The sequence below is a fragment of the Lachnoclostridium sp. An181 genome (assembly GCF_002160325.1).
Classification (GTDB): Bacteria; Bacillota; Clostridia; order Lachnospirales; family Lachnospiraceae; genus An181.
In genome coordinates, this window is sequence record NZ_NFKJ01000002.1 from 204,397 (window position 1) to 230,203 (window position 25,807).

General features: G+C 43.4%; 25 protein-coding genes. All 25 read right to left on the reverse strand.

Annotation, left to right across the window (positions count from 1 at the left end; genetic code table 11):
- Positions 1 to 109 precede the first annotated feature (109 nt).
- Positions 110 to 466 (reverse strand): hypothetical protein, encoded by a 357-nt coding sequence (locus tag B5F18_RS02260; RefSeq protein WP_087156030.1) that lies wholly within the window; start codon positions 464 to 466, stop codon positions 110 to 112.
- Positions 463 to 1,530 (reverse strand): radical SAM protein, encoded by a 1,068-nt coding sequence (locus tag B5F18_RS02265; protein WP_087156031.1) that lies wholly within the window; start codon positions 1,528 to 1,530, stop codon positions 463 to 465. Before B5F18_RS02265 ends, B5F18_RS02260 begins: the two co-directional genes overlap by 4 nt.
- A gap of 5 nt (positions 1,531 to 1,535) precedes the next feature.
- The gene (locus B5F18_RS02270) at positions 1,536 to 1,856 is read right to left on the reverse strand and encodes a PqqD family protein (RefSeq protein WP_087156032.1); all 321 of its coding nucleotides are present in this window, start codon (positions 1,854 to 1,856) and stop codon (positions 1,536 to 1,538) included.
- A 19-nt stretch (positions 1,857 to 1,875) separates the two neighbouring features.
- Positions 1,876 to 2,925: an LCP family protein gene (locus tag B5F18_RS02275; RefSeq protein WP_087156033.1), complete on the reverse strand. Its 1,050-nt coding sequence runs from the start codon at positions 2,923 to 2,925 to the stop codon at positions 1,876 to 1,878.
- Positions 2,926 to 3,285: 360 nt separating this feature from the next.
- Positions 3,286 to 6,054: a hypothetical protein gene (locus tag B5F18_RS02280; protein WP_143468347.1), complete on the reverse strand. Its 2,769-nt coding sequence runs from the start codon at positions 6,052 to 6,054 to the stop codon at positions 3,286 to 3,288.
- A gap of 141 nt (positions 6,055 to 6,195) precedes the next feature.
- Entirely contained in the window at positions 6,196 to 6,321 is a 126-nt protein-coding gene (locus B5F18_RS12815; protein ID WP_275532799.1) for a hypothetical protein, read from the reverse strand.
- 148 nt (positions 6,322 to 6,469) lie between these two features.
- On the reverse strand, positions 6,470 to 8,152 hold the full coding sequence (locus B5F18_RS02285; RefSeq protein WP_087156035.1) for an ABC transporter ATP-binding protein: 1,683 nt from the start codon (positions 8,150 to 8,152) through the stop codon (positions 6,470 to 6,472).
- Complete coding sequence (locus tag B5F18_RS02290) at positions 8,136 to 8,411, reverse strand: PqqD family protein (RefSeq protein WP_087156036.1); 276 nt, start codon at positions 8,409 to 8,411, stop codon at positions 8,136 to 8,138. Before B5F18_RS02290 ends, B5F18_RS02285 begins: the two co-directional genes overlap by 17 nt.
- The gene (locus B5F18_RS02295) at positions 8,412 to 9,395 is read right to left on the reverse strand and encodes a hypothetical protein (RefSeq protein WP_087156037.1); all 984 of its coding nucleotides are present in this window, start codon (positions 9,393 to 9,395) and stop codon (positions 8,412 to 8,414) included.
- 222 nt (positions 9,396 to 9,617) lie between these two features.
- Complete coding sequence (locus B5F18_RS02300) at positions 9,618 to 10,343, reverse strand: CpsD/CapB family tyrosine-protein kinase (RefSeq protein ID WP_087156038.1); 726 nt, start codon at positions 10,341 to 10,343, stop codon at positions 9,618 to 9,620.
- A 27-nt stretch (positions 10,344 to 10,370) separates the two neighbouring features.
- The gene (srtB, locus tag B5F18_RS02305) at positions 10,371 to 11,141 is read right to left on the reverse strand and encodes a class B sortase (protein ID WP_087156039.1); all 771 of its coding nucleotides are present in this window, start codon (positions 11,139 to 11,141) and stop codon (positions 10,371 to 10,373) included.
- A 77-nt stretch (positions 11,142 to 11,218) separates the two neighbouring features.
- On the reverse strand, positions 11,219 to 11,869 hold the full coding sequence (locus tag B5F18_RS02310; protein ID WP_087156040.1) for a hypothetical protein: 651 nt from the start codon (positions 11,867 to 11,869) through the stop codon (positions 11,219 to 11,221).
- Positions 11,870 to 11,933: 64 nt separating this feature from the next.
- Positions 11,934 to 12,890: an LCP family protein gene (locus tag B5F18_RS02315; protein ID WP_087156041.1), complete on the reverse strand. Its 957-nt coding sequence runs from the start codon at positions 12,888 to 12,890 to the stop codon at positions 11,934 to 11,936.
- The gene (locus tag B5F18_RS02320) at positions 12,890 to 13,600 is read right to left on the reverse strand and encodes a YveK family protein (RefSeq protein ID WP_087156042.1); all 711 of its coding nucleotides are present in this window, start codon (positions 13,598 to 13,600) and stop codon (positions 12,890 to 12,892) included. Before B5F18_RS02320 ends, B5F18_RS02315 begins: the two co-directional genes overlap by 1 nt.
- A 74-nt stretch (positions 13,601 to 13,674) precedes the next feature.
- Positions 13,675 to 15,582 (reverse strand): polysaccharide biosynthesis protein, encoded by a 1,908-nt coding sequence (locus B5F18_RS02325; protein WP_087156043.1) that lies wholly within the window; start codon positions 15,580 to 15,582, stop codon positions 13,675 to 13,677.
- Positions 15,583 to 15,683: 101 nt separating this feature from the next.
- Positions 15,684 to 17,774 (reverse strand): polyribonucleotide nucleotidyltransferase, encoded by a 2,091-nt coding sequence (locus tag B5F18_RS02330; RefSeq protein ID WP_087156044.1) that lies wholly within the window; start codon positions 17,772 to 17,774, stop codon positions 15,684 to 15,686.
- Between the two features lie 174 nt (positions 17,775 to 17,948).
- Positions 17,949 to 18,215 (reverse strand): 30S ribosomal protein S15, encoded by a 267-nt coding sequence (gene rpsO, locus B5F18_RS02335; RefSeq protein WP_087156045.1) that lies wholly within the window; start codon positions 18,213 to 18,215, stop codon positions 17,949 to 17,951.
- A 160-nt stretch (positions 18,216 to 18,375) separates the two neighbouring features.
- Positions 18,376 to 19,308: a bifunctional riboflavin kinase/FAD synthetase gene (locus tag B5F18_RS02340; protein WP_087156046.1), complete on the reverse strand. Its 933-nt coding sequence runs from the start codon at positions 19,306 to 19,308 to the stop codon at positions 18,376 to 18,378.
- A gap of 26 nt (positions 19,309 to 19,334) precedes the next feature.
- The gene (gene truB, locus B5F18_RS02345) at positions 19,335 to 20,249 is read right to left on the reverse strand and encodes a tRNA pseudouridine(55) synthase TruB (protein WP_087156047.1); all 915 of its coding nucleotides are present in this window, start codon (positions 20,247 to 20,249) and stop codon (positions 19,335 to 19,337) included.
- Between the two features lie 12 nt (positions 20,250 to 20,261).
- A complete protein-coding gene (locus tag B5F18_RS02350) occupies positions 20,262 to 21,212 on the reverse strand; it encodes a DHH family phosphoesterase (RefSeq protein WP_087156048.1) in 951 nt (316 codons plus the stop codon).
- Positions 21,213 to 21,584, reverse strand: coding sequence for a 30S ribosome-binding factor RbfA (gene rbfA, locus B5F18_RS02355; RefSeq protein WP_087156049.1), 372 nt, complete (start codon positions 21,582 to 21,584; stop codon positions 21,213 to 21,215).
- Between the two features lie 31 nt (positions 21,585 to 21,615).
- Positions 21,616 to 24,096, reverse strand: a complete 2,481-nt coding sequence (gene infB, locus B5F18_RS02360; protein ID WP_087156050.1) for a translation initiation factor IF-2 — start codon at positions 24,094 to 24,096, stop codon at positions 21,616 to 21,618.
- Positions 24,097 to 24,112: 16 nt separating this feature from the next.
- Positions 24,113 to 24,436, reverse strand: coding sequence for a L7Ae/L30e/S12e/Gadd45 family ribosomal protein (locus B5F18_RS02365; protein ID WP_087156051.1), 324 nt, complete (start codon positions 24,434 to 24,436; stop codon positions 24,113 to 24,115).
- Complete coding sequence (gene rnpM / locus B5F18_RS02370; RefSeq protein WP_087156052.1) at positions 24,426 to 24,707, reverse strand: RNase P modulator RnpM; 282 nt, start codon at positions 24,705 to 24,707, stop codon at positions 24,426 to 24,428. Before rnpM ends, B5F18_RS02365 begins: the two co-directional genes overlap by 11 nt.
- A complete protein-coding gene (nusA, locus tag B5F18_RS02375) occupies positions 24,691 to 25,797 on the reverse strand; it encodes a transcription termination factor NusA (protein WP_087156053.1) in 1,107 nt (368 codons plus the stop codon). The genes rnpM and nusA overlap by 17 nt, the downstream gene beginning before the upstream one ends.
- Between the last annotated feature and the right edge of the window lie 10 nt (positions 25,798 to 25,807).

Consider the following 25,807-nt stretch of genomic DNA (forward strand, 5'->3'; position numbering starts at 1 on the left):
ACATTCTGAGGGCATGCTCCGTCTACCAAAAACATATTATTTATATATAACAATTTAGTTTCAGCCTCAAACTTAATATCCACAATTTTATAAAACATCTATTTCTCCACTAACCAGGCATGGATATGCATCCTTTGGTATAATATTCACTATGCATTAATTTATAACAGAAATCTGTCACTCCAAGCTCCCCGGCTCTAGTTATCCATGTAGCAAAAATATCATTTAAGTTTCCATGTCTGTTATAGTGATTTACTATATCTTGCTCATTTGTTATTCCTGCATATCCTTGAAATGGATTTCCAGGTTCATCTAAACACCAACTTATCCCTGTAAACCCACCACCTTCTCCAGCAGAAACCTCATATGTCAAATAATATCCACTTGTTGTATCCGCATCGGAAGGTATCACCGCTCTAGCAGTCACACTGTTAGCCTCAACCGGCACATAAACGGTATCCATCATAATCTCCACTCTCCTTTTTCTTCATCATAATACTGTTTGATTCTATTGCAAAATTCTTCTCTAACATGATGCGGACTTCCGCACTCTGATGTCAGTGTCGCCGCACATTTCACACAAGCCTTCTGAACATTACAACTTTTACATTCTTCCGGCCACTCCAATTGCTCTTCATACTGCACCAAACTTTGCCAGGCATGGGGAAAGCCTTTTTCCCTAACTGAAATATTTGGTTCATTCATAAAGCTGCAAAATCTCATCTTTCCATCCCAGGTGATCCAGTAACCAAGGCGGTAATCTTTACAATATGTACAGGGCTTTCCCTCTGGACTCACCACATCATGTTCCAACAGATAACGAATTCTCTCTTTGTCTGTTTCCAGTACAATCCGTGAATCTGAAATCTCTTTATTATCACCCCCACGCACCGACAGCCGAATTCCTCCATTTGCCAGCCAAGGTAGCTGATTGACATATGCATAAAATGCCATCCTTTTGATATCATCTGCATTTTGCCGGACAATGGTACTCACAAGTTGTACCGGAATCTTCATCTCTTTTAAAATTTGTATTCCTCTGTCCACTCTGGAAAATCCATTCTTCACCTTGCAAACCGCCTCATAAATCTCATTGTTTGAGCCATAAAGTGTAATCTTTACACTCCGCGGCGGATATTCTTCCAGCAATGTTCTATACTGTTCTATCATGGAAGCATTTGTCTGCAATGTAATAAAAAATCCCATCCTTGACACGGCTTTATAGATTTCTTCAAATTCCGGATGAAGAAAAGGCTCCCCTCCGGTAATACAAAGCCAAGTGGTCCCTGCCTCTTTTGCCTCCTTGGCAATCTGAATCCACTCTTTCGCCGTAAGTTCCTTCCCTTGCTTTGCAATCTCTTCTTCTTTTAAATGTACATAACACATCCGGCACTGAAAATTACATCTGGGTGTCAATTCAAAGGTACCGGAAATGGGAATTGCTTTTGCAAAAGCCTCCTCCCACACTGCTTTATAAAACGGATCCAGCCATTCCATTCTCCTGCAGGCTGGTTCATACTCATATGCCATTCATATCATCCCCTTTTAACAGGTAATTTTACAAATGTCTTTCCACGGGCTACTCCATCATCTAAAATATTATTTCGCTGTAATGTCTGAATAAATTTTTTAATATCCAGGGACGCTACCTCCTTGGTCACACCACTGTAATGCTCCAGTATCCGCTCCACTAAATCCTCTTCTTCAAATTCATTTTCCTGCATATATTCCCAAAGATATGCGGCTGAAGAAGAAATGTAGACAATGGATGTCACTTCCTGTACCCTCTTTCCTGTCGGCACAACCACATACTGCCCGGCCACTTCCCGTAACACAAGACCATCTTTTAATTTCATCTGTACCGCCCCTTCACTTTTATTTATTATAGAGAACCTTCCTCAAATATTCCTGGTTCTTCTCCAAATCTGGTATCAGTACCATCATTTCTCTGACAACTGCGGACTGATAAGCTCCGTCTACAGGGATTCGGTAACTCTCTGCTGTTTGAACATGCATATTCACCACTTCCCATGCATAACCGAGAATCTGGCCATTTGACAGATCCGTGGTAATATGCGGCAAAAGCTGATTGATCGTTTCCACTGTCTTCGCAGGGCTTGTCTGTTTCATTTTTTCAAACAATGCAAGCAGTATCTGCCTTTGCCGGTCTGTCCTTTCATAATCGGAGTTTCCTACATAACGGATTCTTGCATACGCAAGCGCCTGCTCTCCAGTCAAATTGTAAATTCCAGCTCCTAGATTCTCTGAATTTTCATTCTTCCAATTCCCGGAAGACTGATTTAAATGGTCTGCCTCAGCCTGATTCAGCTCTACAGCCACGCCCCCCAAAATATCGATGGCATCTTCAAATCCCTGAAAATCTACCTCTACATTCCCATCCACATGAATCCCGAAATTTTTCTCGATCGTACTGTCCAGAAGACTCATGCCTCCAAATGCATAGGCAGCATTGATACGGTTGTCGCTGTACCCCGGAATCTGAACATACAAATCTCTCATAAAAGAAGTGAGCATCACTTTTTTTTCTTTTTTATTGAATGTTGCCAATATCATGGAATCCGAGCGCTGCCGTCCCTGCCCTTCTCTTTTATCCTGACCGATCAGCATAATGTTCACAACATCTTTATCCTGCATGACAGTCTTATCTGCATCTTTCCAGATAATATCTTTTTCATCCACCCTTGGCACATCGTCTGGAAGGTTTGTATCTTTCTCAAAGCTCTCCTCCTCCCTTGCGATCCTGTCTTCCTCGCCAACTTTATTGACACGGTTTAGTGTCAAAAGCAATGCAGTGGAGGCACATCCAATGACAACTATGCACACTGCAAAAACAGCGATCAATATTTTCACCGCCAAAGGCAGTTTTTTTCTTCTTTTATTATCTATATTCTCGTTTTTCTCCATTTGTCTTCTCTCCTGGTTTCTACAGTTTCTTTTTCAAATAGGATACTCCATTTAACAAGTTTCTATTAACCTTTTACTAAAACAACTCATGCGTATGCAGCTATCCGGGATTCTATACTGCCTTTCTACGGTTTCCTATATTTCTCCACAATTATACTTTCCCTGTTGTGTATATATTATATCATACTGCCAAAATAATGGTATATTTTTTGTATTACTTTGTTATTTTGATATCTATATTTGACTATAAAAATCGACCCCTAAAAGTTAAATCTTCAGTCTAACTTTTAGGGGTCGATTTTCATTTTTCTTACTCTTTGCCAAGACCTGTTATTTAATAACTATTAAAAACATTTCTCTCTAGTACACATTAACATCCACAGCAGCTAAATCCATTTTCTGTGTCACTTGTTCATCATAAGTAACATGCTCTGGTTCACTAAACACAAGAACACTATATTCACCTACTGTCAGCTCAATCCATCCAGCTCCCCATCGGTCAAGTGGATTATTAGAATATTTACTCAATCCAATTGATTGACCATTGATCTCTGATGGAGCAAGAGTTCTGTTTCTATAGTAATTACTCAACTGTTTTCCTGCCACATTATTGACGATTGTCAAGCCCGGATTCTCAGTTCTATCACGCTCCATGATTGCCTTCTGTATCTCTTTATCTGTTGTATCAATATTCTCTTTTGTCGGAGCATACAAAGTTCCATATCCGGTTATACGAACTGCAGACTCATACTCTTCTGAAATCTCTTCAACAAATGAGAAAAGGGTCTCATAAGTCACTACATATTCTTCATCCTCGTTTACAACTTCGTTACCTTTTGTAACAATACTCATCAGTTTATCAAAAACTGGTGTCCAAGTTGCTTTCAGGGTTGTCTCATTTCTGAGCATATCCTCCGTAATTTCAGTTACCGGGATACCCTCTGCATCGACCCATTTATCAAATGCATAAACCTGGCTATTATTTTGAACATCCTTAACTTTCGCACTTGATGTTCCAATATCACTGATTGTATAAACTACATCTTCCGAGTTATCATATTTATCATCCACATAGTGTACGACTATTGGTTTTTCAGAAGTAATAACCTCTATTTGCAGATTATCTGTGACGTTATTTTTTGTGTAGACACCATTTACTGCTGAAACTTCTTCGCCATTTATAGCCACCTGATCAATCTGGTAAAACTCATCTGCTTCTACAGTAAACTGATAGCTGCCATCGTATTTGATACCATCCGCTGTTTCTGATACATTCTTCACTGTTGCATGGTCTGTTTCATCATTTAAAACTGTTACGCTAAATGTCTGATCCTTGATTCCCGTTACCACAATAGTGAGATCCTCATTCACGGTCACATTATAATACCCGTTGTCATCTTTTTCCACATATGTAGTACCGCTCTTTCCTACTGCCTCTACTTTTGCATTACTTATGTCATATCCCAGCTCTGGTTTCAGACTGAATGTAAATGTGTCACCGGCATGTACTTCCGTACTCTCTGTAGTACTCAATTCAAACCCTGTTCCCTGTTTCAGTGTGACATTGTAAATATTTCTTTCCACATTTGCAACTGATACAACCTGATCTTTATCAACACTTGAAATTTTATAAACACCATTTTCCGGAGAGATAACAACAGAATTTACTTCCACAATTGGTTTTGATTCATTATAATTTTTGTCAAGTTCAATTTTAAAGGTAAAATCACTTCCCCAAGGTATCGTCGTATTCTCTAATTCTTCTCCCTCTTCAGATACATAGCGGAATCCCTCTCCAGAATTCAAAATAATCTGCTGTGTTTTTAAAGAGCCATTCTCAATACGAATCGTTGTATTTGCTGTAATCCCTGAAAGGATATACATACCGTTTTCCCCGACCGCCTCACATGTTCCATTTGAAACCGTTACTGTAGGATTGTTATATCCTTCTTCCGGATTTACATAAAAGGTATAGTTTTCTCCATACTCTACTGCTTTTGGGCCTGCCTGCAAACTATAATGTTTTTCCCCTGGCTCTTCGTATGTGATGTTATATTGTTCCTTTGTTACTTCAACACGTACAATCTGGTCTTCCACAATATTTCCAATTGTATATACACCACCTACTCCACTAACCAACAATTTGTTGTTGGCAGTTACATCCTTTATAACATATCCCTCTGCAGGCTTTACTTTAAAGGAGACAGAACCATTATATCCTACTTCCTGAGTTGTTTTGAAGGCAATGCTTTGAATATCTTCAAATGTATATTCTCCGTTGTCGCTGTCTATAAAGTTTACCTGATAATGAATCGTTTCACCTGCAGTCACTGTTATCTTCACATCTCCAGTCACAGGTCCATAAGAATAAAAACCATTCGCTCCATTCACCTGTTGACCATTGACCTTTACCACAGGTTCCTCATATCCATTTTGTGGCACAACATAAAACTGTATATTTTCTCCATAGGACACTGTAGATGAGCCAACCAGACTAAAAGTATATGCATTTGTCGACTCCGGAACAGTAATTGTATATGTCTGCGGTTTTACTTCGATTGTTAATTGGGTATCTCTTGTGATAGGTTTTGTCGTTACTTCATATATAGTATCATCTGTACTCTCTTCATTTTTAATCTCGTTAATATTAAGCGATTCACCATTTTGTTTTACTACTAAGGAATTCTTGAATTTATCCTTAAGACTTACTGTAAAAGACACCTGTTCATTGGCATTTACTTCTCTTATTTCACCTGCTGTCGCACCACCGCCAATGATATATTCATCACTATTATTTGGCCATGTAACAGTATATTTCTCAATTCCTTTTTGTGCGGACATATTTATGGTTCCATCTAAATCGGTAAGATCTACCATTATCCACCAATAGGAACCATCCTCTTCCACATATACCGCCTCTTCATTCCCTTCTATAGAAAATATTGGCTGTTCTTCCGCTTTAACATAAAAGTCAACAAAATCACCAAAAGAATCACCTTTTCCTGTAAGAACATACGAATCATTTTCTTTAGAAATATTATATTCTCCTTTTCCACCAGCTCCCATTGGCCTTTTTACATCATCATAATATGTTACCCCATCCAAAATCGGAATTACAATCTTCTCCACATCTGCCGGTGCTGCTACACTTTTCTTAGCAGGCGTCTGTACTGCCGTCAAACACAATGCCACTACACAGACAAATGCAAGTACTTTTTTCCATATTTTCATCTTTTTCGTTTCTCCTTTCCTTGATCGTACAGCGATCCCTTATTCAAATTCATCCGCTCCGCCGTCATCAATGCCGCCAAACCCTGTAGAGTCGGAAGCCATATTGATTTCCTCAAATTTCCACACCTTTACTTCAGGTGCCTCATATCTCTCTTTTTTCTCCAATTTTCTCCCTCCTTATAGGAATACTTGCCCAGCAACATATGTATTATATCACACTTGGGCGGAAAATTATATACTTTTTGTGTTAAATTAACGATTAATTCAGTTTATACTCGCTATCGCATTCTCCCCTTCTCGGTTTTTTTAACAATTATATATCTTCTTTCACTTTCTTTTTCTCAATCCCCAGTACTTGATCGCAGTATTCTAATATAGCACTTCTGTGGGAGATGCAGAGAATTGTTTTGTTTTTCAGGTTTTTCAGGTTCTGTATCACCAGTTTTTCTGTATCCTGATCCAGGGCAGAGGTACACTCGTCCAGCAAAAGAATAGGCGCGTCTGCGATCAGAGCTCTGGCAATGGTGATGCGCTGAATCTGACCTTCAGACAGCCCAATCCCTCTCTCCAGCAAAACCGTGTCCAGTCCGTCAGGCAGTTTTTGTATTTCTTCCCATATACACGCCGCCTTTGCCGCCTGCTCGATTTCTTCTTTGCTGACATGCTCTCTTCCAAACACCAAATTTTCCCGTATAGTTCCAGACAGCACAAGGTTGCCCTGGGGAACATAAGAAAAAGCATTTCTCACACCTGGATTGACGCGGATACGAGAATTTTTACATTCCAAAAAGAGTTCTCCATTTTCCGGGTTCTGAATGCTGAGCATCAATTTCATCAACGAGCTTTTTCCTGCTCCGGACTCGCCCATGATCGCGGTAACCGTTCCTTTTGGAATAAAAAAGGAGACATCCTCCAGCACAGTCTCATCCTCGTCATACCGAAATGTGATATGCTCGCCTTTGATTCCGAGGAATTCCTCCTGAAATGTTTTCATATCCCCGATCCGTTCACCGACCTTCTCAGTTTTAAGTTTCTCAATCTCCATTAAGCGCTCCGCTGATCCAAGCATGGAATAGTACTGCGGAATCAGTCCGGATATGTTTCGCATCGGGGAACGTATCTGGCTGATGATCTGCAAAAACGCTGTCAGCGTTCCAAAGGTAAAACGTCCGCTCACGATGCCAAATGCTCCCCACGCCAGTGCTGCATAGTATCCCACTGTAAATACGATGTATACACATGTATTGGTAAAGTTGGATACTGCATTTCTCTTCAGGCGTATCTTATAGTTTTCCCGGTGAAGATTGTCCAGTTTTTGATTGATGGCTGTTTCATTGGCAAAAGACTTGATAACGATCACATTTTCCAGGCACTCCTGTACAAAAGAACGCACTCTCCCGTTTGTCTCCTGCACCTGGCGGTGAAGATGACGGAAACGGGAACTGAATATTCTGCTGCCAGCAGCTACCACCCCGCCAAGGGCCATGACCAAACACGTAAACCTCCAGTCCATGACAAGCAATACACCAAGCCCTGCCAACAGTTTCGTCATCAGTGAAAGAGCCTGTGGAATCAAAAGTGTAATGCCATTGACTACAATGTCAACATCGCTTGTCATACGGTTGAGCAGTTCACCGGAATGAATCTTTTTCATGTCCTGATAATCCTTCTGTAATAATGACGCAAACAGCCTTCTCCTCATTTTCATCTCCAGCCTGCTGCTTACCCTCACTCTTACATTACTGTATAGAATATTAAGCACACCCTGCAGGATGATCAATACAAAAACAGCACCTATCAGTATCTCGACACTTCCCTCTTTCGCCCCAGTTACAACGTCTATTAACCGGCTGGAGACAAGTGCAAGTATAATAAAGCTTGCCGACAGCATCATTCCCAGCACGGCAAGCCCCATCACATATCCGATCTGTTTTTTCTCATATTTCCATAACCATTTAACCGGTCCCTGATTGTTCTTATTATTTTTCCAGCTCATCAATCGCTCCAACTTCTTTAAGACGGCCAAGAAATGTATCCAAATCCGCCCTTGCTTTTTCTTCTTTGACCTCATACCTTTCCAGCATGGTATATAAAATCTCGTCTTTTGACATCCCTTTTTCCAGACACTTCCAGATACATTCTCCGGTACTGTTCAGATTCATCATACCTTTAAAAGTTTCTCTTGCTTTGCCAACAGCTACAATTACCGGAACATCCGCTACACGCCGCAGGATAAATCCTTCCCGAATTCTCATTTACTCTTCCTCCTTCTTTTTCTGCAATTCTTCTATTTTCTTTGTCTGTTCCTGTTTATACTGTTCAAATGCCTGACGGTTTTGTTCCGTGGCTTTTCTTGCTTGCTCTTTTACGGCAAGGTATCCGCTGAAATTCCCAGCTCCAATCTTTCCTTCCGTCTGCTTTTGGTGTACATACTCCAAAAGCCTCACAAGATTTTCCATACTTTTCTCTTTTGATACATCCCATGTGACAGCACCTGTATAATCAGAAAGGATCAGCGGCTTTTTCTGTGAAATTGCCTGTCCGATGACATCCTGTACCAAAGTCATTTGACTTCTTAGAGAAAGATTCTGACATTCCATCACATTCTGTTCTTCCTCGTTCTCAGAGCTTGCCAGTATACTCTCATTGGCAGCTTTTGCCCCACAGATTTGAAATCCAAGTTCATGGACCACCGGATAAATCTCCGCCTTTGCCTGTTTGTATTCCTGTCCTTCAAACAGGTAAGATACGGCTCCAGGATACCCTTCTTTTTTCAACTGTTCCTGAAAGGAGCGCAGGGTACTGGCCGCTTTCTTGGCGTCTTTTCCTGTACTGCCTCCCACAGCAGTGTCCCATCCGGCATCCAGAAGTTTTTTGTAATTTGCTTTTGAGATCTTTCCCGCCTTTGTACCCGGCAGGGCCCCATTGTTCAGTACCACTGTTCCCTTAAGTCCAAGCCTTTGCATGGCAGGGAAAATTTTTGTCATAAGCTCCCCATCAGCGGCAGAAAAAGCTAAAATACAGTATCCGTCCATTTCCACATTTATTTCACTTTCCCTTTTTGCAGTCTCATCAGTGATTTTCTGGATCTCCAAGTCATATTTAGCTATCCTCTCCTGTTTCTTTACAAGCTGTTCCTGCTTTTCCTTATCATCTTTATTCCAGCTCCACAAAAGCGCGCCTGCAAGGATTACCAATATCACTGCTACGACACGCACCGCAACTTCCTTTTTCTCCATCTATTCCTCACATCCTTTGTATTCTTTCTTGATCACGAGCAAGATATTCTCATAATATAAACAGAATAAAGTGGGTAAGCCCACTTCCCCCCCCTCACCCTCATTCATGAGGGGGCCTCCTCCTTGTGCGCCCTGCCCGGAGGGCTATTCTATAGGGAAGGCATAAGGACTTTCCTATAGAATAAAAAGGATGCTGCAAGACTACAACACCCTTTTCCTTTGTTATTCTTTTTCTTTATCCGCCAAATCACCGTAGTAGCTGCCGTATTTCTTGCTTCCATATTCTTTTCCATAATATTTGCTGTAATACCCGCGGTTCTTCTTATGATCCACCTTGTTGAGCACAACGCCCAAAACTGAACAGTCAGCAGTTTCCAGTTTCCTTTTTACTTCCTGGACAAGACGGTATTTTACTTTTCCAGACTCAATCACAAGGAGCGCTCCATCTGTATCCTTGGCAATGATAGAAGAATCCACGACCAGTCCCAATGGGGCACTGTCAATGATAATATAATCATAAACTTCGCGGAAAGATTCCAGCATACTCGAAAATCTCTCAGAGGAAAGCAATTCTGTAGGATTTGGCACGACAACACCGCCAAATAAAATGTGAAGACGGGGAATATTTGTCGCCATCACAGTGTCCGCCAGCGCGCACTGTCCGGACAGAAAATGTGACAGCCCTTCGTCAATCCCGTCAATTCCAAGCCTTTTTGGCATTACGGACTTTCTCATATCTGCGTCTATCAAAAGTACATTTTTCTGCAGTTCCGCAAAGGAAACAGAAAGGTTTATCGCTGTCTTTGTCTTTCCCTCGCCCGGTGTGCAGCTTGTGATCACAATCACCTTTTTGTCGTCGCCACAGAACTGAATGTTGGTGCGAAGTTCATTCAGCTCTTCTCTTGTGCGGTAACTTGGTCTCTCATAAGCAATCTGAATTTTTTTCATGTCAATCTCCTGTCATCTTCTTATTCTTTATTGTGTCTCCACAAGCACTGCGTTTACGAGCAGTCTGTGTGTTTCCTCTGAGCCAACACATGTACTCATCGTTATTATCTTATCCTCCGGGGTCACCTGAATATTATCCGCATATACATTTCTCATGTCCCTGGAATCCTTCAAAGACTGAAGGAATGCAGCTCGGTCCTCGGCATTATTGAAATCATAGGCATACAACAGATGTCTGTCATCATAGATGACTGCAGAGAATATTTTATATTTGTAGATATGTTCCGGCGTATATATGGTAACATCCTGATTCTGCTCCATAAATCCATCTTCCAGATAACGGTGCAGGTCTTTAAACATTGTTCCATCACGCATCTCATGTCCGTATATCACAGTATTATAGTCTGAAAAATCCTTGCTGTTGTATTTCTGCGTATAAATGGAACCGGCAACCGCCTCCTGTTTTTCCCATGTATGATTCAGATAATATTCGTCATCCTCTGTCTGCAGAATCGGATAATCGATTCTTGTTCCCGGCACATTGATCCACGCATATACCTCCGGATTTGTCTGCTGCAGTGATGCAAAGTCTATCGGGATCTCAGGTGCCGGCTTTTCTTCTTTCTCCTCCTTGGTAATGTCCACTTCCACCTGTTCTACTTTTTGTTTTGCTTTGTCTTCAGCCTCTTTTGCCTTTAGCTCATTACGAAAATAGTTGGCCGCAGCCAGCATACAAACTGCTGCTATCACAAGCAGCACAGCAATCACGATCAGTCTAACTCTCTTTTTTTCCTTCATCTTCTCACCACGTTTCTTTTATAAACAAGGGCAGAAGTTCTCACTCCTGCCCTTCACTACCACCTGCTGTTTAAAAATTATCGATTGTATTCTTTTTTCTTCAAACCAGTGGCAATCACGATCGCTCCAAGTCCTACAGCCATTCCCATTACCGGAACAGACACGCCTGTCTTTGGAGATTCCGTTCCCACGCTTGTGCCGGATTTTAAGGTTGTCTTGTCAACCACGAATGCAACCGGAGACAGAGAGTCAAATGTACCTTTCATCGTTCCCTCTCCAATTGTAGTGTCAATTACTTCCCATGCATTTCCATCATAGTGCAGAATCGTTCCTTTTGTGTCCTCCACAACACCTTTTGCGGAAAATGTGAGTGTCACAGGAAATTCTACCTGCCCGATCGTTCTAGATTCTTTTACATCCAATACAATAAGGTCACTGTCTCTGGACGCCCCTGTGATATCTTTCAGATTTAGATCTGCCTTTACCTTTTCAAATCCATCTGTAGTCTTTATGTTATCCACAACGTCCTGATACTGTTCCGGAATCGGTGTCTCCACAATGATCAGTGACTTGATGTCCTTTCCGTTTTTATCTGCCGCTGATACCAATGTATTGTTTACCGGCGTTGTTGCCACACTGCTCGGAATCGGTCTTGCAAATGCCGTCATACCGATGCATGTGACTGCAAGAGCAACTGCACTGACTGTTTTCCATATCTTCATCCTCATAATTGATTCCTCCTAATCATGATAACAATCTATATTTCTTACCATATTTTTGATTATATCACAGCTACACTTCTTTGTAAAACCATTTTATAACTAATTCTTTTGTCTTCTCATCATCCACCAGATACTGCGCATGTCCGTCTTTTAACTGTACATTTCCAGGCAGGACTGTGATGTCATCCGTTATCTTATAATCTGAAAGATCCTCCAGTTCTTTTGCACTCATGTTCGTCACCATGTATGGCTCCAGCTGCCGGTATATAGACTGATAGTCTCCGCTCTCCACGGACTGCATCTGTCTGATGAGCGCCTGCATAAACTGCGCCTGTCTCTCCATACGCTCGTTGTTCCCTTCCAATGACTCCTGATCTCTGGAGCGCACATATTTTTCCGCTTTTGCCCCGTCCAAAGTTACAGTGGCGCCCTCCTCAAACGAAGGATCGATCTTTGTATAATCCTTTGGCACTGTCAAGGTGACTCCCCCAACCGCATCCGTAGCTGCAGTAATGCCTTCCAATGTCAAAGAAAGATAATCCTGAACGTGAACTCCAAACAAAAGCTCTGATACTTTTTCCGCAGTCAGGCGGCAGCTTTTCTCTTTTCCGTCGCCGTAAGCATACTGCAAAGTGATCTGTCCTTTCTCCGTGGTGATGTGTTGTCCGTTAAAATCATAGATATCGACATCAACCATGGAATCCCTGGATATCTGCAGAATCTGTCCTGTTTTTTCTTTCGTGTTTAAGACCAGAAGATTGATGCTGTCGGACTGTCCGTTTTCCCCCGGAGTCTGCGAAAGCTCTGCCTTTTCCTCTTTGTCCACTCCCAAAAACAAAACCGTTTTAATCTCTGCATTAGTCTCATATTGTTTTCCGTTATATGTAATATACTGATCCTGTGTATCCAATTCGCCGCTGAGCACAGGTTTTTTCTCCTTATCCCCGTGCAAAAGAATGTATGCAAAAACAACCAGCACCAGGATCACCAATAAGATCCCAACTGTCTTTATCCTGCTTTTTTTCATCAACTTTCACGCACTTTCTTTTTCTTTTCCAGCGGTAAAGATGCCAGGACATTGAGTCCAAGATATTTCTGTACATCCTCCGCTGTAGAAATCTTATCATTCATCAATACCTGGATGATAACCAATAAAATCACGAGCACTGCCCCTACGACACCGCCCAGAAATGCATTTTTCATAAGATTCGGGCTGGACGGTGCAACCGGAGACACTGCCTTTTCCATCAGATTCGGACGGTCTGTGTTCATGACCTCCGCTACGCGGTCAGCCGCCACTTCAGCAAGTTTGTTGGATATTTCCATCGCCACATCCGGATCCGGGTTCGTCACTGTCAGTTTCAAGAAATGTGTGTCCGCCGGGTTTGACACGGATACAGAAGAGGCAAGCTCACCGTAACTCATGTCCAGATTCAGCTCATTCAATGTTTTTTCCAGCACCGCCCTGCTCTGCGCTAAGATCTGAAAATCCGCGGACAGCTGATTCGTCAGATCCATATTGGCAATGGAGCTGATGCTTGTTGAATTTCCAAAGATATAAATGGTGGATGTCGCAGAATACTGCGGCGTCACAGCATATTTTGTGTATCCTCCCGCTATCAGGACACCGATGATCCCAACGATAATAACCAGCCAGATTTTACTCCATATCGCATGTACCAATTCTAATAAGTCAATTTCAGTTTCTTCCCGGCTTTCCAGTAGTTCTCTGTTCATATCTTTCTCCTTTTCTGCACATTCTATTGCTCATCTTAGCATATGTCGCATAAAAGCACAAGTTATTTTCTCTTTTAGATTGTGTTTTCTGTCTTTTTCGGATGATACGTCGGCACAAGTGCCTGGACTTTTTCCCTGATATTATCCACTTCATGGTAGCAGGCAGATTTCAGTTCTGCCAGCTCTAACAAAAATTTATTATCATCAAATTCAATCGGTTTTCCGATAAAAATCAGATTGTTTGGAGTCTTCTTCAGCCCTTCTTCCTCCATCAACAGCTCCTCGTAAAGCTTTTCCCCTGGACGAAGTCCTGTATATTCAATTTCAATGTCCTCTCCAAGGCGAAGTCCGGAAAGCTTGATCAGATTTTTGGCAAGTTCTGCGATCTTTACTGGTTCCCCCATATCGAGGATAAAGATTTCCCCGCCTTTTGCATAGGATCCAGCCGTCAGCACAAGGGAGACTGCCTCTGGAATGGTCATAAAATACCGGATAATGTCCGGATGCGTGACCGTTACCGGTCCTCCTTCTTCTATCTGCTTTTTAAAAAGAGGGATGACACTGCCGTTGCTGCCAAGTACATTTCCGAAACGCACCATCGCAAATTTTGTGTAGTCGGATTTTCTAGCCATTGTCTGTACGACCATCTCGCACAGCCGTTTTGATGCCCCCATAATGTTTGTCGGATTCACTGCCTTGTCCGTGGAAATGAGGACAAACTTCTCTACATGGTTTTCTTTTGCAAGCCTTGCTGTATTGAATGTTCCAAAAACATTGTTTTTGATCGCCTCGTTCGGGCTTGTCTCCATCAATGGAACGTGTTTATGGGCTGCCGCGTGAAATACAATCTCTGGTTTATACAATGTAAAAATACGCTCCAGACATCCGATATCTCTCACGGAACCAATGATGGCGATGACCTCTACTTCAGCATGTCTTCTTTTGAGTTCCTGCTCGATCTCATATGCATTATTTTCATAAATGTCAAAAATAATGAGTGTTTTGGCCTGATATCTTGCGATCTGGCGGCACAGTTCGCTGCCGATACTGCCTCCCCCGCCTGTCACAAGTACGATTTTCCCTCTGATATAATCAGAAACTTCCTGTACATCCATCTTAATGGAATCTCTTCCAAGCAATTCTTCCACAGATACCGGGCGAAGCGCGCTGACGCTGACCTCCCCTTTTGCCAGCTGGTACATACCTGGAAGGATCAAAACCTTACAGGCAGTCTCTTTGCAAACATTCACGATTGCCTTCCGCTCTTCTTTAGTGGCGGAAGGAATAGCGATGATGATCTTATTGATCTCCTGTTCTTTTACAATGTGAGGAATGTCGTACCGGTTTCCAAGAATAGGCACTCCTTCCAGTATACGGTTTCGCTTGTTTTCATTATCATCAATGAAACACTTCACATTTCCTTTTAGTTTGTCGGACTTTCGGTACTCTCTTAAAATCTCCCTGCCGGACTCCCCCGCTCCCACGATCATGATATTTTCTTCAGAAACGGACAGCCCTTTAAAATATTCTCTTCCCCGGAATGCCCGAATAAACCGGTAGGAAAAACGGATTGCCGTAATCCCCACATACATCAAAAGCCAGCCGTAAAAATAATAGCTCACCGGCATTCTCTCAAAGAAAAGACAGGTGCCGATCACATGCAAAATGCCGGAGACCAGACTTACCGCTGTTGTCCTTTCCAGCTCATCGAAGCTTGCAAATCTCCACATACTTCGATACAGTCGGAAGAAATACAGCAGAAGGACCGTACAAACTGTATGGATGGGGATGTACTCTGCCCACGTGTGCATATATGTGGCCGGAATTGCCCCAAAATGCATATCAAATCTTAAGTATAACGTAAATCCATATGAAAGATTCATGATCAGGATATCGTATACCAACAGAAAAGCAGATACCTTCATCCAATGTTGGATTCCTTCTTTTTTCTTGTTTGTTTCTTTTCTGTTATCTTTTTGCATATTTTTTCAATCCTTTTCTCTTTCGCAATTCTTATGCCTTTGAGATTAAAAAAGGTGCAATCTTTATAAGATATACACCTTTTCTCGTATCAGTCTATTTTCTATTCTTGCGCCACATCTTTTATGCTGAAACTCATTCTGCCCATCTTATCCTTTCCAAGGCAGACAACTTTTACTTTGTCACCGAGTGTCAGCACATCTTCTACCCGTTTGATTCTTTCTTTACTGATTTTGGAAATGTGTACCATTCCTTCTTTTCCAGGTGCAAACTCTACGAAAGCTCCAAATTCTTTGATGCTTACGACTGTTCCTTCCAGCACCTGTCCCGCCTCAAAATCTGTCGTGATGATGGAAACCATTTTCATCGCCCGTTCCATCGCATCGGAATCCACTCCGCAGATAGATACGGCTCCATCGTCCGTAATGTCAATCTTCACTCCAGTCTGCTCAATGATGGCATTGATCGTTTTTCCTCTTTGACCTACCACATCGCCGATCTTTGCAGGATCGATGCGCATCTGACGAATCTTTGGTGCATATGGTCCCACTTCTGCTCTTGGCTTGTCAATAGTCTTAGCCATCACTTCATCTAAAATATAAAATCTTGCTTCTCTTGTTCTTGCAATTGCCTCTTCAATGATCTGTCTTGTCAATCCGTGGATTTTGATATCCATCTGAATGGCAGTAATACCTTTGTGTGTACCTGCAACCTTAAAGTCCATATCTCCAAAGAAATCTTCCAGCCCCTGAATATCAGTCAATACAAGATAGTCATCATCCGTCTCACCTGTCACAAGTCCGCAGGAAATACCTGCAACTGCAGATTTGATCGGAACACCGGCAGCCATCAATGACATACTGGATGCACAGATACTTGCCTGGGATGTGGAACCATTGGACTCAAAAGTCTCGGATACGGTACGGATTGCGTACGGAAATTCATCCTCTGACGGAAGAACCGGCACCAGCGCCCTCTCTGCCAAAGCTCCATGTCCGATCTCACGGCGTCCCGGTCCTCTGGATGGTTTTGTCTCACCTACAGAGTAAGACGGGAAATTATAGTGGTGCATATATCTTTTGCTCGTCTCTGTCTCGTCAAGACCATCCAGTCTCTGCGCTTCGGACAGAGGAGCCAGTGTGCACACATTACAAATCTGTGTCTGTCCTCTTGTAAACATAGCAGAACCGTGTACTCTTGGGATCAAGTCCACTTCCGCTGCCAGAGGACGGATCTGTGTGATCGCACGTCCGTCCGGACGCTTATGGTCTTTCAAGATCATCTTGCGGACTGTCTTTTTCTGATACTGATACAAAGCCTCTCCGATGAGTGGAAACCATTCTTCATTGTCGGCAAATGCCTCTTCCAGTTTTTCTGTAATCTCACGGATATTCTCTTCGCGCACCTGCTTTTCATCTGTGAACACTGCCTCTTCCATCTCTTCTGGTGTCACGATCTCTTTGATCGCAGCAAAAAGTTCTTCCGGAATTGCACAACTTTCGTAGGAATGTTTTTCTTTTCCAACTTCTGCCACAATTTTTTCTATGAACGCAATCAGTTCCTGATTCACTTCATGTGCCTTAAAAATGGCATCGATCATTGTCTGCTCAGGAATCTCGTTTGCTCCTGCCTCGATCATGATCACTTTTTCTTTTGTAGATGCAACGGTAAGCTGTAAATCAGATACGTCCTTTTGAGCCAGGGTTGGGTTGATGATAAATTCTCCATCGATCATTCCCACCTGAGTTGCCGCACATGGGCCGTCAAACGGGATATCTGAAATACATGTCGCAATAGAAGAACCAAGCATTGCAACAACCTCCGGATTGCATTCCGGATCCACGGACATTACCATGTTGTTGATCGTTACATCATTTCTGTAATCTTTTGGGAAAAGCGGGCGCATAGGTCTGTCGATCACGCGGGATGTCAAAATCGCATGCTCGCTTGCCTTTCCTTCTCTTTTATTGAATCCTCCAGGAATTTTTCCAACTGCGTACAGTTTTTCTTCATACTCCACGCTCAGCGGGAAGAAATCGATTCCCTCCCTTGGTTTGTCGGATGCTGTCGCTGTGGACAGTACAACCGTATCTCCATAGTGCATAAAAGCAGCTCCATTTGCCTGCGCCGCCACTCTGCCGATATCTACGCGCAGAGTTCTTCCAGCCAGTTCCATCTCAAACTTTTTAAACATAAATTCTCCTTCCCGGCCGTTATTACCGAAACTACTGAAAAAGATATTTACCCAAATATCCTTTTCAGTGGTCTCGGTGTTCCTTCGGCCTCTCTCTTTTCATCTTCCCTGACCTTGCAAAGTCTTTTCAGGAAAAAAGGGCGGTGTCCTCACCGCCCCATGCTCTCTTTCGAATTATTTTCTAAGTCCTAAGCGCTCAATCAAAGAACGGTATCTTTCAATATCTACTTTCTTCAAATATGCAAGAAGACCTCTTCTTTGACCTACCATCTTCAAAAGACCTCTTCTGGAATGATGATCCTTTGGATTTGCTTTGAAATGCTCTGTTAATTCGTTGATTCTTGCTGTCAGGATAGCAACCTGTACTTCCGGTGAACCTGTGTCACCTTCACTTCTTCCGTATTCAGCAATGATTGCCTGTTTCTTTTCTTTTGCTATCATTTTAATATCCTCCTAAAATTTTGTTAATAACAACAGGAAGTCCGCGGAGCGTACTCTCTGTCATATGACCGCCTGGTATTAAGTAATGGTCGGAGTCTTCCGATTACCGGATACCGGCTAAAATCACCTTGGTTAGTGTATCACGACACTCCAAGTATTGTCAAGCATTTCCGGTTTTATTAAAATACGTTTCTGCTGCCGCCACATCCGCCTGCATGACTTTCTTTAATTCTTCTACAGACGCAAATTTCTGCTCAGGGCGCGCAAAATGCAAAAGTTTCACTTCTATCTCTTTTCCGTACATCTCTTTTTCAAATGAAAACAGGTGTGTTTCCAAAAGAATGGAACCTTCTTTTTTGACAGTGGGTTTTGTCCCAAGATTTGCGATCCCCCGATATGTCTTTCCATCCACGTAACAGTTTACGGCGTAGACACCGTTTGGCGGCAGGATTTTCTTTGGTAAAGGACGTATGTTCATAGTGCGCATATCCAGTTCTCTTCCAAGTTTTGCCCCGGGCTCCACAGTGCCGCCAAGCGCAAACGGCCGTCCCAAAAGTTCCCGGACAAGTTCCATGTTTCCGCGAGAAAGTTCTTCTTTTATATAAGTGCTGCTGATCTCCCTGCCATTTTTACATTCCTTTTGTACGCCCTCAACTTCATATCCATAAGTTTTGGCATATTTTTGCAGCATGTAAAAATCGCCTCTTTTTCGATATCCAAAATGGAAATCCATACCCACCACGATTCTTGCAGCCTTCAGTTTACCGACAAGAATATCCCTGATAAATGTTTCCGCTTCCATATGCAGAATATCATCAGTAAATGGGCAATCGATGAGGCAGTCGATCTGTCCATCCAAGATTACCTTTCTCTCCTCGTTAGTAATAAGCGTCCGATGTATATTTCCATCCCTGTTTCGCATCATAGACATGTCAAATGCGACAACAACAGAAAGCAAGTCATCCCATTTTCCATAGTTTTTGATTTTTTCGATCAGTTTTTGATGACCCAAGTGAAGTCCGTCAAACTTTCCCAGCGTGACCGCGGAACTTTGCGTGCCTTCATAAGAGTCGATTCCCCGAATATATTTCATTACGTCTTCCCCTTTGTATCATAGCCCTACGTATTCGACAAATCTAAAAACATTTTGACGATATGGAACATCTTGTCTGAAACATGATATTCATAAATCCCGGCAAATCTTCCTTCACTATCATAAGCCCTGACTTTTTCTTCGTCCGCGCAGGAAACAGTTTCACCCGCTGCTGCTTTTGGAAGATGATTCCCATTATACAATAACTTTTGAAAACGAGGATTCACGGAGATTTTTTGAAATTGCACAAACATCTCATCAATCGGTACAACCCACTGTTCCAGACTTCCCTCTTGAAATGCTGTTTCTATGTTTGCAAGCGTATGGCTGTCTTCCATTGTAAACCGCTCTACCTTTGTGCGCAGAAGTTCCTCCATACATCCTTTGCATCCAAGCTTTTCGCCGATATCATGACACAGCGTGCGGATGTAAGTTCCTTTTGAACAATGCACTCTCATGCGCACTCTGGGGAGTTCTATGGCAAGGATCTGCAAGTCGTAGATCACTACACTGCGCGCTTTGCGCTCCACGCTCTTCCCTTCTCTTGCCAGTTCATACAATTTTTTCCCATTAACCTTTAAGGCAGAGTACATGGGCGGCACCTGCTCATACTCCCCGACAAAGGAATCAATACATGAGCGCACATCCTCTTCCTTCAAAGAGGATGTATCCCTTTCTTCCAGCACTGTTCCTCCCACATCCTGGGTGTCCGTCTCTTTTCCAAGGAGGAGTACGGTCTCGTACACCTTGTCTTTGTCCGTCAGCATATCACACAATTTTGTGGCCTTTCCCAGGCATACCGGCAGTACACCGCATGCATCCGGATCCAATGTGCCCGTGTGTCCGATTTTTTTCTGTTTTGTGATCCCCCGAAGTTTTGCCACCACATCGTGGGAGGTAAAACCCTTTTCTTTGTATACGTTTATCACTCCATGTATCATAAAATGTACTTCCTATTCTTTATCCAGCTGCAGTGCAATCTGTACAGCAAGATTGTTGATCACATCGTGTCTGCTGCCTGCCATGGTCACACCTGCGGCTTTCTTGTGGCCGCCTCCGCCATAGTATGCTGCCACTTTGCTGACATCGACCTTGTCTGTAGAGCGAAGACTCACCTTGAATTCCTGTGCATCCGTCTCATAAAGAAGGATGGCAACCTCCACACCTTTCGTGTTCCGCATCTGGCTTACAATCCCTTCCAGATCTTTTGTGGTCACACCGAAGAAACGCATCTGCTTTCTCGTGATCGTGGTCACAATACACTGTTTATCCATAAACCTTATGCTCTCCAAAAGGGCATTGCCCAGAATCTGCTGTTGTGCATATGTCTTCTCAAAAAACGTCTTCTGGATGATCTTCTCTGAATCGATTCCTTTTCTCATAAGCTGGGCCGCAGCCTCCATCGTTTCCGGAGATGTGCAGGAGTACTGGAACACTCCGGTATCATGCACAATTCCAAGATAGAGGCTTTCTGCCGTTGTCTTTGAAATTTTATCTTTATCCAGAAGGCGGTACACAAGCTCAGAGGTGGAACTTGCTTCCGGCTCAATGTAGTTTTCCCCGGCAAAGGCCTGATTGCTGATATGATGATCAATGCACAGCGTATTTTTTGCTTTGTCAAAAAGCACAGCGGAAAATCCAAGTCTTTTTTTGTCCCCACAGTCCAGAGTAATAAACAGATCATAGCTCTTCTCTTCCAAAACTTCGTGTTTTATCTCTTCAGTAGAAGGGATGAAACGAAAGGAATCAGGTACTTCTTCCAGGTACATATCTGTCTTTTTCTCCGGATAGTTTTCTTTGATATACTGGTATAAACCTGTCACGGAGCCGGTACAGTCGCCGTCCGGTTTCACGTGTCCGCCAATTGCAATTGTGTTCGCCTGTTCCAATGCTCTCAATAACATTTATTCCACATCCTCTTTTAAATCTCTCGTCACTGCATCGATTTTCTTTGACATCTCAACTCCATATTCAATGGACTGATCAAGCACAAACCGGATTTGGGGTGTATTGCGCATGTTAAGGCGATGGGCCAGCTCCCTTCTTATAAAACCTTCCGCGCTCTGAAGTCCCAAAATAGTGTCCTCCTGTGCCTTTTTGTCGCCATATACACTGATATAAGCTTTACATGTTTTCAGATCCGGAGCAACCTCCACAGCCACGACAGAAGTCATCGGCGCAACCCTTGGGTCTTTGATCCCATCCCTGAAAATCTGGCTCAACTCTCTTAATACTTCCTGATTGACTCTTGTATTCTTAATGCTGTTCTTTCTCATTTCACCACTCCTTTTCTACCGCAAAGCAGTCTTATCGTGGTATCTCGACCATTTTGTAGGATTCTACCTGGTCTCCTTCTTTCACGTCATTGAATTTTTCAAATACAAATCCGCACTCATATCCTGCTTTTACTTCTTTTACATCATCCTTGAATCGTTTTAAGGATGCAAGCTTTCCGTCGAAGATCACGATTCCGTCTCTGACAATCCTGCATGAACAGTCTCTTTCCACTACACCGTCCAGTACGTAAGAACCTGCGATCGTTCCCACTCCGGATGCCTTGAATGTCTGGCGCACTTCCGCGTGTCCCAATACCTTTTCTTCAAATACAGGGTCCAGCATTCCTTTCATAGCTGCCTGCACATCCTCGATCGCATTATAAATGACGCGGTACAGACGCATGTCAACGCCTTCCCGGTCTGCAGTGTCCTTTGCGGCTGCATCCGGGCGCACGTTAAATCCAATGATGATCGCATTGGATGCGGACGCCAAGATCACATCGGATTCGTTGATTGCTCCTACTCCTCCATGAATGATCTTGATAACCACTTCATCGTTGGAAAGTTTCAGAAGACTTTGTTTCACAGCCTCCACGGACCCTTGTACATCCGCCTTTACGATAATGCCAAGCTCTTTGACATTTCCGGCCTGAATCTGGTTAAACAGATCATCCAGGGACATTCTGGACTTGGTTTCATCGAGCATCTTCACGCGGTCCTGGGAAATAAACGTCTCCGCAAAACTTCTCGCCTCTTTCTCATTTTTGCATCCCACAAACACTTCTCCTGCGTTTGGAACATCGTTGAGTCCAAGGATTTCTACCGGCATGGAAGGTCCTGCCTCTTTGACCCGCCTTCCCTTGTCGTCCATCATGGCCCTTACCTTTCCGTGTGCAGAACCAGCAGCAACCGGGTCACCCACACGCAGTGTTCCTTTTTGTACCAGCACAGTCGCAACCGGACCTTTTCCTTTGTCAAGCTCAGCCTCTATGATAAGTCCTCTTGCGCGTCTGTTTGGATTTGCCTTGAGCTCCAGCATCTCAGCTGTCAGAAGGAGCATCTCCATCAGCTCAGGAATTCCTTCTCCTGTGTGCGCAGACACCGGAACAAAGATCGTGCTGCCTCCCCAGTCTTCCGGAATGAGCTCATACTCTGTCAATTCCTGTTTAACTCGCTCAATATTGGCACTTGGCTTATCAATCTTGTTTACAGCCACAACAATTTCAATCCCTGCTGCCTTTGCATGATTGATCGCCTCCACAGTCTGCGGCATCACCCCGTCGTCAGCCGCAACCACGAGGATCGCAATATCGGTAGAGTTTGCCCCGCGCATACGCATAGCAGTGAACGCCTCATGTCCAGGGGTATCAAGGAACGTGATCTTCTCTCCGTTTACAGTCACAACAGACGCACCGATATGCTGGGTGATTCCGCCGGCTTCTTTGTCCGTGATATTGGTATGACGTATCGCATCCAGAAGGGACGTTTTTCCGTGGTCTACATGCCCCATGACGCAGACAACCGGAGGACGTTTTTTCATCTTCTTTTCATCCTCTTCTTCCTCTTTGAGAAGCTCTTCGATGACATCCACTACCTCTTCTTTTTCTACCAGACATTCAAATTCCATGGCGATTTCTTCAGCTGTATCAAAATCCACTTCCTGATTTACTGTCACCACTTTGCCCTGAAGGAACAGTTTCTTCACGATCGCTGACGGAGCAATCTTCATCTTGTCGGCCAGTTCCTGAATGGTCAGTCTCTCCGGAATGGTGATCAGTTTTACCTGTTCTTCCTGTTTTTCTTCTTTTGGCTGCGGTTTTGCAGGTGCAGGGGCTGGTTTTTGCTTTTTGTTCAGTTTCGGCATGCGCTCTTCGCGCTCGTCATCTCTATTGTAGTCTTTCTTTTTATTGCTGTAATTATCCTTGCCTTTTTGCCTTGTCGGTTTTTGTTCTGTGACTGCAGGTGCCGGGATGGCCGGCATCTCATTTCTTCTTCCGCCGTCTCTTCTTCCTTCTCTCCTGCCATCGTTGTTACCAAAGCGGCCGCCCCGCTTATTGTCTCTGTTTTCCCCGTCCGCTCTGTTTCTGTCAAAATTCCGCTGTCCGTCCTTTTGTCCGTTTCTCTGACCGTCCCGGTTATTGTTTCTTCTCTCCCCGTCCGCTCTGTTTCTGTCAAAATTCCGCTGTCCGTCTTTCGGTCCGTTTTTCTGTCCATCTCTTGCATTGTTTCTCGGTCCGTTTCCTGCCTGTCTTTGTCCTCCCTGGCGTCCGCCTCTGCCGCCATCACGCGCGTTTTGCGGGCGGAATACCTGAACGATATTTTTCTTTTTTGGGGCTCCTGATGCTCCTTTTTCACCTTCGGACACAGCTTTTTTCACTGCCTCCACCTCACTGTCCTCAAGAGAACTCATATGACTTTTTACCTCTATATTCTTTCCCTTGAGAATGTCGAGTATTTCTTTATTTGTTTTATTCAGCTCTTTTGCCAATTCATGTACTCGTAATTTTGTCATCTATTCACTGCCTCCTCTACGCAACTGTATTCTCTTCCGTTTCCAAATGTTTCCGGATTCCTTTTGCAAATCCCTCATCCGTCACTGCAAGCGATGCGCGGAATTCTTTTCCCATCGCATGCCCAAGTGTATCCTTATCGCCAAAAACAACCATCGGAACCTCATAAAACTCACACATGTTCCGAAACTTCTTTTTGGTATTGTCTGATGCATCCTCTGCCACAATGACAAGATGGGCCTTATATGACTTTACCTCTTTTTCTGTACAGAACTCTCCGCTGGCAATCCTCCCGGCCTTTGTCGCAAGACTGATCAGCGATAATGCTTTTTTACTGTTCATCGATGGCCTCCATCTCCTTTTCCAGAACTCCATACACTTCTTTTGGTATGGACTGTTTGAAAGAACGCTCCAGGCCTTTTGACTTCACTGCCTTCATAAGACACTCCCGGGAGCAACATATATATGCTCCTCTCCCGTTTTTCTTGCCTGTCACATCCAGAGCAAATTCATTTTCTTCTGTCCGCACGATACGGATCATCTCTTTTTTATTTTTCATCTCTCCGCATCCGACGCATCGTCTGAGCGGAATCTTTTTATTCTTCTGACTCATCGTACTCATCCATCTCTGTACTCATATTCGCATAGTCTTCCGGCAGCTCTCCTGCCTCGATCGCCTGCGTCTCGTTCTTGATATCGATCTTGTATCCTGTCAATCTTGCCGCCAGCCTTGCATTCTGTCCCTCTTTTCCGATCGCAAGGGAGAGCTGATAATCCGGCACGATCACACTTGCCGTCTTTTCGTCCGGGTCCGCCATAACGGAGATGACTTTTGCAGGGGAAAGTGCATTTTCAATGAGAATAGCCGGGTTTTCGCTCCAGTTGATAATATCAATCTTTTCGCCTCTAAGCTCCTCCACAATTGCATTGACTCTGGCTCCGTTCATCCCTACACATGCACCAACCGGATCCACATCCGGATCATTGGACCAGACAGCAATCTTAGTACGCGATCCTGCCTCTCTTGCAATGCTCTTGATCTCCACGATTCCGTCCTTCACCTCTGTCACTTCGGACTCAAACAATCTTTTCACAAGTTCCGGGTGTGTGCGGGACACTAAAATCTTTGGCCCCTTTGTCGTATTTTTCACTTCTACCACATAGAGTTTGATGCGCTCCGTCGGCTTGAACACTTCTCCTTTGACCTGTTCGTTCTCTGTCAGCATAGCGTCCGCCTTTCCCAGGTCGATGCTTACATTTTTGCCAACATAACGCTGAACGATACCGGTGACGATGTCTTTTTCCTTCTCAAAATACTGATCATATACCACTTTTCTTTCTTCCTCACGGATCTTCTGAAGAATCAGGTTCTTTGCGTTCTGTGTAGCAATTCGCCCAAAGGATTTAGATTCCACAGGAATCTGTACGATATCTCCAAGCTCATATTTTGCATCCAGTTTCTTTGCATCTTCCAGGCTGATCTCCATGATATCGTCCTCGACTTCCTCTACAACGGTCTTCTCCTGAATCAAAGAATAATCACATGTCTCCCTGTCCATGATCACTTTTATATTGTCTGATCTTCCAAAGTGGTTTTTGCATGCATTGATCAAAGAATTTTCAATTGCATCCAAAAGTGTTTCCTTACTGATATCCTTTTCTTCTTCCAGAATATTCAAAGCCTGCAGTAATTCTGTATTCATTGTTTCTCCT

Coding starts and splice junctions, on each gene's coding strand:
- B5F18_RS02260 (WP_087156030.1), bottom strand. CDS start 466: ATGATGGATACCGTTTATGTGCCGGTTGAGGCTAACAGTGTGACTGCT.
- B5F18_RS02265 (WP_087156031.1), bottom strand. CDS start 1,530: ATGGCATATGAGTATGAACCAGCCTGCAGGAGAATGGAATGGCTGGAT.
- B5F18_RS02270 (WP_087156032.1), bottom strand. CDS start 1,856: ATGAAATTAAAAGATGGTCTTGTGTTACGGGAAGTGGCCGGGCAGTAT.
- B5F18_RS02275 (WP_087156033.1), bottom strand. CDS start 2,925: ATGGAGAAAAACGAGAATATAGATAATAAAAGAAGAAAAAAACTGCCT.
- B5F18_RS02285 (WP_087156035.1), bottom strand. CDS start 8,152: ATGAGCTGGAAAAATAATAAGAACAATCAGGGACCGGTTAAATGGTTA.
- B5F18_RS02290 (WP_087156036.1), bottom strand. CDS start 8,411: ATGAGAATTCGGGAAGGATTTATCCTGCGGCGTGTAGCGGATGTTCCG.
- B5F18_RS02295 (WP_087156037.1), bottom strand. CDS start 9,395: ATGGAGAAAAAGGAAGTTGCGGTGCGTGTCGTAGCAGTGATATTGGTA.
- B5F18_RS02300 (WP_087156038.1), bottom strand. CDS start 10,343: ATGAAAAAAATTCAGATTGCTTATGAGAGACCAAGTTACCGCACAAGA.
- srtB (WP_087156039.1), bottom strand. CDS start 11,141: ATGAAGGAAAAAAAGAGAGTTAGACTGATCGTGATTGCTGTGCTGCTT.
- B5F18_RS02310 (WP_087156040.1), bottom strand. CDS start 11,869: ATGAGGATGAAGATATGGAAAACAGTCAGTGCAGTTGCTCTTGCAGTC.
- B5F18_RS02315 (WP_087156041.1), bottom strand. CDS start 12,890: ATGAAAAAAAGCAGGATAAAGACAGTTGGGATCTTATTGGTGATCCTG.
- B5F18_RS02320 (WP_087156042.1), bottom strand. CDS start 13,600: ATGAACAGAGAACTACTGGAAAGCCGGGAAGAAACTGAAATTGACTTA.
- B5F18_RS02325 (WP_087156043.1), bottom strand. CDS start 15,582: ATGCAAAAAGATAACAGAAAAGAAACAAACAAGAAAAAAGAAGGAATC.
- B5F18_RS02330 (WP_087156044.1), bottom strand. CDS start 17,774: ATGTTTAAAAAGTTTGAGATGGAACTGGCTGGAAGAACTCTGCGCGTA.
- rpsO (WP_087156045.1), bottom strand. CDS start 18,215: ATGATAGCAAAAGAAAAGAAACAGGCAATCATTGCTGAATACGGAAGA.
- B5F18_RS02340 (WP_087156046.1), bottom strand. CDS start 19,308: ATGAAATATATTCGGGGAATCGACTCTTATGAAGGCACGCAAAGTTCC.
- truB (WP_087156047.1), bottom strand. CDS start 20,249: ATGATACATGGAGTGATAAACGTATACAAAGAAAAGGGTTTTACCTCC.
- B5F18_RS02350 (WP_087156048.1), bottom strand. CDS start 21,212: ATGTTATTGAGAGCATTGGAACAGGCGAACACAATTGCAATTGGCGGA.
- rbfA (WP_087156049.1), bottom strand. CDS start 21,584: ATGAGAAAGAACAGCATTAAGAATACAAGAGTCAATCAGGAAGTATTA.
- infB (WP_087156050.1), bottom strand. CDS start 24,096: ATGACAAAATTACGAGTACATGAATTGGCAAAAGAGCTGAATAAAACA.
- B5F18_RS02365 (WP_087156051.1), bottom strand. CDS start 24,436: ATGAACAGTAAAAAAGCATTATCGCTGATCAGTCTTGCGACAAAGGCC.
- rnpM (WP_087156052.1), bottom strand. CDS start 24,707: ATGAGTCAGAAGAATAAAAAGATTCCGCTCAGACGATGCGTCGGATGC.
- nusA (WP_087156053.1), bottom strand. CDS start 25,797: ATGAATACAGAATTACTGCAGGCTTTGAATATTCTGGAAGAAGAAAAG.